5 protein-coding genes are annotated in these 6,085 nt (G+C 69.9%); 4 read left to right on the forward strand and 1 reads right to left on the reverse strand.

Annotated features, from left to right (window positions below; translation table 11 throughout):
• Positions 1-187 precede the first annotated feature (187 nt).
• Positions 188-1,084 carry a 3-methyl-2-oxobutanoate hydroxymethyltransferase gene (gene panB / locus AOK08_RS18230; protein WP_055526938.1) on the reverse strand — a complete coding sequence of 299 codons (897 nt, stop codon included), beginning with the start codon at positions 1,082-1,084 and terminating at the stop codon, positions 188-190.
• 202 nt (positions 1,085-1,286) lie between these two features.
• Between panB and AOK08_RS18235 the strand changes: the two genes are divergently transcribed.
• The 4 genes from AOK08_RS18235 to AOK08_RS18250 all read left to right on the forward strand — a co-directional run.
• A complete protein-coding gene (locus tag AOK08_RS18235; RefSeq protein ID WP_079054109.1) occupies positions 1,287-2,885 on the forward strand; it encodes an MFS transporter in 1,599 nt (532 codons plus the stop codon).
• Positions 2,886-3,024: 139 nt separating this feature from the next.
• Positions 3,025-3,624, forward strand: coding sequence for a TetR/AcrR family transcriptional regulator (locus AOK08_RS18240; protein ID WP_055526946.1), 600 nt, complete (start codon positions 3,025-3,027; stop codon positions 3,622-3,624).
• 299 nt (positions 3,625-3,923) lie between these two features.
• On the forward strand, positions 3,924-4,904 hold the full coding sequence (locus tag AOK08_RS18245; RefSeq protein WP_063794081.1) for an endonuclease/exonuclease/phosphatase family protein: 981 nt from the start codon (positions 3,924-3,926) through the stop codon (positions 4,902-4,904).
• Positions 4,905-5,050: 146 nt separating this feature from the next.
• Positions 5,051-6,085: MFS transporter (locus AOK08_RS18250; RefSeq protein ID WP_055526944.1), on the forward strand; the 1,035-nt coding region annotated here is incomplete at its 3' end.

Genomic DNA, 6,085 nt, shown 5'->3' on the forward strand with positions numbered 1-6,085 from the left:
AGGAACAGGACGGGACGGGTAGGGGCGGCGGGGGCGAGAGAACAAACCCCGCAGCCCGCCGATGGGGGATGTCGGCGGGCTGCTTTCGTGCCGCAGTGGCTCTGTGGGATCCGTGTACCCGGGTAGACGCCCGGCGAACGGTCAGCGCACGGTCAGTGCGTGGTCAGTGCACCGCTCAGTGCACCGCTCAGTGCACGGAGTGCTCCTCCGCCGGGAACGTCCCGCCGGTCACGTCCTCCGCGAAGGCCTTCGCCGCGTTGCCCATGACCTCACGCAGGTTCGCGTACTGCTTGACGAACTTCGGCATCCGCCCGCCGGTCAGCCCGAGCATGTCCGTCCACACCAGCACCTGTGCGTCCGTCTCCGCGCCCGCCCCGATCCCGACCGTGGGGATGTGCAGCACACGCGTGACCTCGGCGGCCAGCTCCGCCGGCACCAGCTCCAGTACCACCGCGAACGCCCCCGCGTCCTGCACGGACTTCGCGTCCCGCAGCAACTGCTGGGCGGCCTCCTCGCCGCGCCCCTGGACGCGGTAGCCCATCGAGTTCACGGACTGCGGGGTGAGGCCGATGTGGGCCATCACCGGGATGCCGGACTCGACCAGCAGCTCGATCTGGCGGTGCGAGCGCTCGCCGCCCTCCAGCTTGACGGCACCGACCCCCGCCTCCTTCACCAGGAGGGTCGCCGAGCGCAGCGCCTGCACCGGGCCCTCCTGGTAGGAACCGAAGGGCAGGTCGCCGACGATCAGCGCCCGGCTCGTGCCCCGGACGACCGCCGCCGACAGCATGGTCATCTCGTCGAGGGTGACGGGTACGGTCGTCTCGTACCCCAGGTGACAGTTGCCCGCCGAGTCGCCGACCAGCATGACCGGGATCCCGGCCTCGTCGAAGACGGACGCGGTCATCGCGTCGTACGCGGTGAGCATGGGCCACTTCTCGCCGCGCTCCTTGGCGGCGGTGATGTCCCGGACCGTGATGCGGCGTGTGCCCTTGCCTCCGTACAGCGCGTTCGACGCGTTTGTCGTGCTCTTCGCGTCGGTGCTGCCGGCGGAGGCCTGGTGGGGGGCAGGCTGAAGCTGCGTCATCGCAACGGCTCCTTCAATCATCTCAAGGCACCCTGACGGCGTCCCTGGATCACCACCATGGTGGCACCTCATGTCCACGGTCGGCTAGTGGCCGGCCGTGCGGTGGGGGCTGTGTGCCGAACGTCTCGCGCGTCGGTAAGGTCTCGGTAAAGTATTCCGATACGAGACGGTCTCGTATCGGAATAGATCTAGGCTTGCCGTCATGACTACTCCCGCCGGCCCACCCATCCTCGGTCCAAGGATCCCCGAGGCCGTGCACCGGCGACGCTGGATGATCCTCGGCGTGCTCATGCTCAGCCTGCTGATCGTGGTGCTCGACAACTCCATCCTCAACGTCGCCATCAAGACCATCTCCACCCCCGCGCCCACCGGCCTGGGCGCCACCCAGAGCGAGCTGGAGTGGGCGATCAACGCCTACACCCTGGTCTTCGCCGGACTGCTGTTCACCGCCGGGATCCTCGGCGACCGGCTCGGCCGCAAGAAGGTGCTCCTCGGCGGTCTCACCGTGTTCGGCCTCGGCTCCGCCCTCGCCGCCATGGCCGGCTCGCCCACCCAGCTCATCCTCTTCCGGGCTCTGATGGGCCTCGGCGCCGCCTTCGTGATGCCCGCCACCCTCGCCGTCCTGATGAACGTGTTCGAGCGCGAGGAGCAGCCCAAGGCCATCGGCATCTGGGCCGGCGGTGTCGGGCTCGCCATCGCCATAGGGCCGATCACCGGAGGCGTACTCCTCGCCCACTTCTGGTGGGGTTCCGTCTTCCTCATCAACGTGCCGATCGTGATCCTCGCCCTGGTGCTGATGACGATCCTGGTGCCGGACTCGCGCGACCCGAAGCCCGGCCGAATCGACCCCGTCGGCGTCCTGCTCTCCGTCGTCGGGCTCGTCCTGCTCGTCTACGGCATCATCAAGGGCGGCCAGCTCGCCGACTTCACCGACCCGCAGGTGCTGGCGACCATCGGCGCCGGTCTCGCCGTACTCGTCGGCTTCGTGCTGTTCGAGAAGCGCAGCGACCATCCGTCCATCGACGTGACGTACTTCCGGAACAAGAGCTTCTCGGCGGCGATGTCCGTCATCGCGCTCGTCTTCTTCGCACTGATGGGTGTGACCTTCTTCTCGGTCTTCTACACCCAGAGCGTGCGCGGCTACTCGCCCCTCCAGACCGGTCTGCTGATGCTGCCGCTGGCCGCCGCACAACTGATCTTCGCGCCGCGCGCCCGGCTGGCCGTCGACCGCTTCGGCAACCGGGCCACGACCACCGGCGCCATGCTCCTGATCGCCGCGACCCTGGCCGGGTTCGCGGGCTTCGAGGCCGACACCCCGATCTGGGTGCTGGAGGTCGTCTTCTTCCTGATGGGTGCCGGTATGGCGCACATCATGACGCCGACCAGCGTCGTCATCATGCAGGCCCTGCCCCGCGAGAAGGCCGGCTCGGCCTCCGCGCTCAGCAACACCTTCCGCCAGGTCGGCGGCGCGCTGGGCATCGCCGTACTCGGCTCCGTCCTGTCCGCCGCCTATCGCGGCGGCATCGAGGACAAGCTCGGCATGCTGCCCCCGGGCGTACGGCACACGGCGGGCGAGTCCATCGAGGCGACCCTCGGCGTCGCCGCGAAGCTCGGCCCGAAGGGCGACGCCCTGATCGCCCCCGCCCACGACGCGTTCCTGCACGCGATGCACCTCACCGCGCTGTGCGGCGCGGGCGTGGCCCTGCTGGGCGCCCTGGTCGTCGTCCTGTGTCTGCCGGGCCGCTCGCCCGCCGCTCAGGAGGACGAGGAGAAACCGCAGTTGGCGTCGGCGGACCACTGACAATCGGGGAGAATGACCAAGGAACGGAAGAACGGACAGTCGGAAGAGTAGACAGCCCGAAAAGCGGACAGTCGGTCCGAAGGGCGGGCGGGCGAGGAATGGAGCGGGTCACGTGAAGCTCGTGGAGGGCCTGGGCGGCATGGCCGGCCGGAGCGGCGCGCGTGGCCGTCCCCGGAGCGAAGCCGTGGAACGCTCCATCATCGAGGGCGTCATGCGGCTCCTGGAGGAGGGCGTGCCGCTCGCGGACATCTCCATCGAGCGGGTGGCCCGTACCGCCGGAGTCGGCAAGGCCACCATCTACCGCCGCTGGCCGGGCAAGGAGGAGCTCTTCGTCGAGGTCATGCGGGTCATGGAGCCCGCCGACCCCGAGCTGCCCGGCACCTCGACGCGCGACGACCTGGTCCTGCTGCTTGAGGTGCTGCGCCGGCGCGGACTGGCCAACCGGTCCTCGGCGTTCCTGCACAACGTCCAGGCCCAGATGAAGAGCAGCCCCAAACTCTGGGCCGCCTACCACGCCACCGTCGTCGAACCGCGCCGCCGGCTCGGCGTCGAGGTGCTGCGCCGGGGCCAGCGGAACGGCGAAGTGCGCCCGGACATCGACCCCATGATGATGTACGACCTCTTCCTCGGGCCGATGCTCCTGCGCGCCGTACTGCGTCCCGAGGGGGACCTGGAGGAGGGCCTCGCCGAGCGGATCGTCGACACGCTGCTGGAAGGTCTGCGGCCTGTCGCCCCGTAACCGGTAATTCGTACGCCTGTTGGGCCGGCCGGCGCTCGACTGTGCGTGTTTCGTCACAGAGGACCGTCCGGGGCCGGGAACCGGAACTGGTCGTGCCGACTTGTTCGTCATCGTCCCCGTACGGCCGTCATGCGACGGCGAGACCGGACCCGATCATCCCCTAGGGTCTTAGGCGCGGGGGACAGGACGGTATGCACGGCAGGTTGTGAGGCGACGGTATGGCCCAGCAGGCGTACATGACGGAGACGGACAACGGAGGCTCGGGACCCGAGCGCCGGGGACCCCGGCTTCGGCGCCTGATGAGCCGTCTGACGGCCGGCTGGCGGGACGATCCGAGAATCTGGCGCCGGGGCCTGATCACGGCGGTACTGGCCGTCCTGCTCGCCCTGGTGATGCTGCTGCACGCGCAGATCCCCAACCGGATCGGCAACCTCGGCAGTCTCAGCGAGACGTTCCTGCCCTGGTTCGGCATCGTCTCCGTACCGCTGCTGCTGATCATCGCGCTGATCCGGCGCTCCGCGACCGCGCTGATCGCCGTACTGCTGCCCGCGGCGGTCTGGTTCAACCTCTTCGGCGGGCTGCTCGGCAGCAACTCCGGCGCCGGCGGCGACCTGATGGTGGCCACCCACAACGTCAACGCGGAGAACCCGGACCCGGCCGGCACCGCCCGCGAGGTGGCCGGCTCCGGCGCCGACGTCCTCGCGCTGGAGGAACTGACGGCGACGGCGGTACCGACGTACGAGACGGCACTCGCGCCGACCTACAAGTACCACTCGGTGCAGGGCACCGTCGGCCTGTGGAGCAAGTACCCGCTCAGTGCCGCCCGCCCGGTGGACATCAAGCTGGGCTGGACCCGCGCGATGCGCGCCACCGTGGCGACCCCGGAGGGACCGGTCGCGGTGTACGTCGCCCACCTCCCGTCGGTGCGCGTGAAGCTGGAGGCCGGGTTCACGGCCCGCCAGCGCGACAAGAGCGCCAACGCGCTCGGGGAGGCGCTCGCCGACGAGAAGCTGCCCCGCAAGATCCTCCTCGGCGACCTCAACGGCACGATGAACGACCGCGCGCTCAACGCCGTCACCGCCCAGATGCGCTCCACCCAGGGCGCGTCGGGCAGCGGCTTCGGGTTCAGCTGGCCGTCGTCGTTCCCGATGGCCAGGATCGACCAGATCATGGTCCAGGGCGTGGAGCCGGTCAGCTCGTGGTCGCTGCCGCGCACCGCGAGCGACCACTTGCCGATCGCGGCACGGGTGAAGATTCCGGAAGCGGCAACAGGCTCGTAACCCGCCGGAAGGCTGCGGGAATACTGGGCGTGGGAATATTTGTTCCGCTCCTGAACATAAACTGTACGGACGTACGCACGACTGCATGCCCGAACGTGCGCGCGAACGTATGGCTCCCCGCACCTCCCGAAAGGCCCTCCCTTCCCATGTCCCGGCGCACGCCGACCACGACCTCGACCACGACCTCGCCCCTGGCCCTGCTGGCCCTCGCCGTCGGTGCCTTCGGCATCGGCACCACCGAGTTCGTGATGATGGGCCTGCTGCCCGACGTCGCCGCCGACCTGGGAGTCTCCATCCCGTCCGCCGGACATCTGGTCTCGGCGTACGCCCTGGGCGTCGTCATCGGCGCCCCGCTGCTCGTGGCGGCCACGGCCCGTATCCCGCGCCGGAAGGTCCTGATCGGCCTGATGGTCCTGTTCGTGGCGGGCAACGCGCTCTCCGCCTTCGCCCCGACGTACGACTACCTGCTGGCCGCCCGCTTCCTCAGCGGGCTGCCGCACGGCGCCTTCTTCGGTGTGGGCGCGGTGGTCGCCACGTCCATGGTGGCCCCGGAGCGCAAGGCCCGCTCCGTCTCCCTGATGTTCCTGGGTCTGACGGTCGCGAACGTGGTCGGCGTCCCGGTGGCGACGGCCATGGGCCAGCAGCTCGGCTGGCGGGTGACCTTCCTCGGCGTGAGCGTGATCGGCGTGGCGGCGATAGCGGCGCTGGCGCTGCTGATACCGCACGACCGGGCGGGCGCGCCGGTGGCGGGCCTGCGCGGCGAGCTGGCCGCGCTGAAGTCGCTGCCGGTCTGGCTGGCCCTCGGCACGACGGTCACGGGCTTCGGCGCCCTGTTCTCGGCGTACAGCTACATCGCCCCGATGCTCACCGACTCCGCCGGGTACGCGGACTCCAGCGTGACCCTGCTGCTGGCCCTGTTCGGCGTCGGCGCGACGATCGGCAACCTGCTGGGCGGACGCCTCGCGGACCACAGCATGCGGGGCACGCTGTTCGGCGGCCTGGTGTCGATGATCGTGGTCCTGGCCCTGTTTCCGCTCCTGATGAGCACGGAGTGGAGCGCGGCCCTGGCGGTCGTACTGCTCGGCGTGTCGTCGTTCGTCGCGGGCTCACCGCTCAACCTGATGGTGATGGAACGGGCGTCGACGGCCCCGTCCCTGGCGTCCTCGGCCAACCAGGCCGCC

Origin of the sequence: Streptomyces graminilatus (genome assembly GCF_001418565.1) — a bacterium.
GTDB lineage: Bacteria > Actinomycetota > Actinomycetes > Streptomycetales > Streptomycetaceae > Streptomyces > Streptomyces graminilatus.

Excerpts from the sequence above, each read along its gene's own strand:
- panB (WP_055526938.1), bottom strand. The coding sequence starts at position 1,084 with ATGACGCAGCTTCAGCCTGCCCCCCACCAGGCCTCCGCCGGCAGCACC.
- AOK08_RS18235 (WP_079054109.1), top strand. The coding sequence starts at position 1,287 with ATGACTACTCCCGCCGGCCCACCCATCCTCGGTCCAAGGATCCCCGAG.
- AOK08_RS18240 (WP_055526946.1), top strand. The coding sequence starts at position 3,025 with ATGGCCGGCCGGAGCGGCGCGCGTGGCCGTCCCCGGAGCGAAGCCGTG.
- AOK08_RS18245 (WP_063794081.1), top strand. The coding sequence starts at position 3,924 with ATGAGCCGTCTGACGGCCGGCTGGCGGGACGATCCGAGAATCTGGCGC.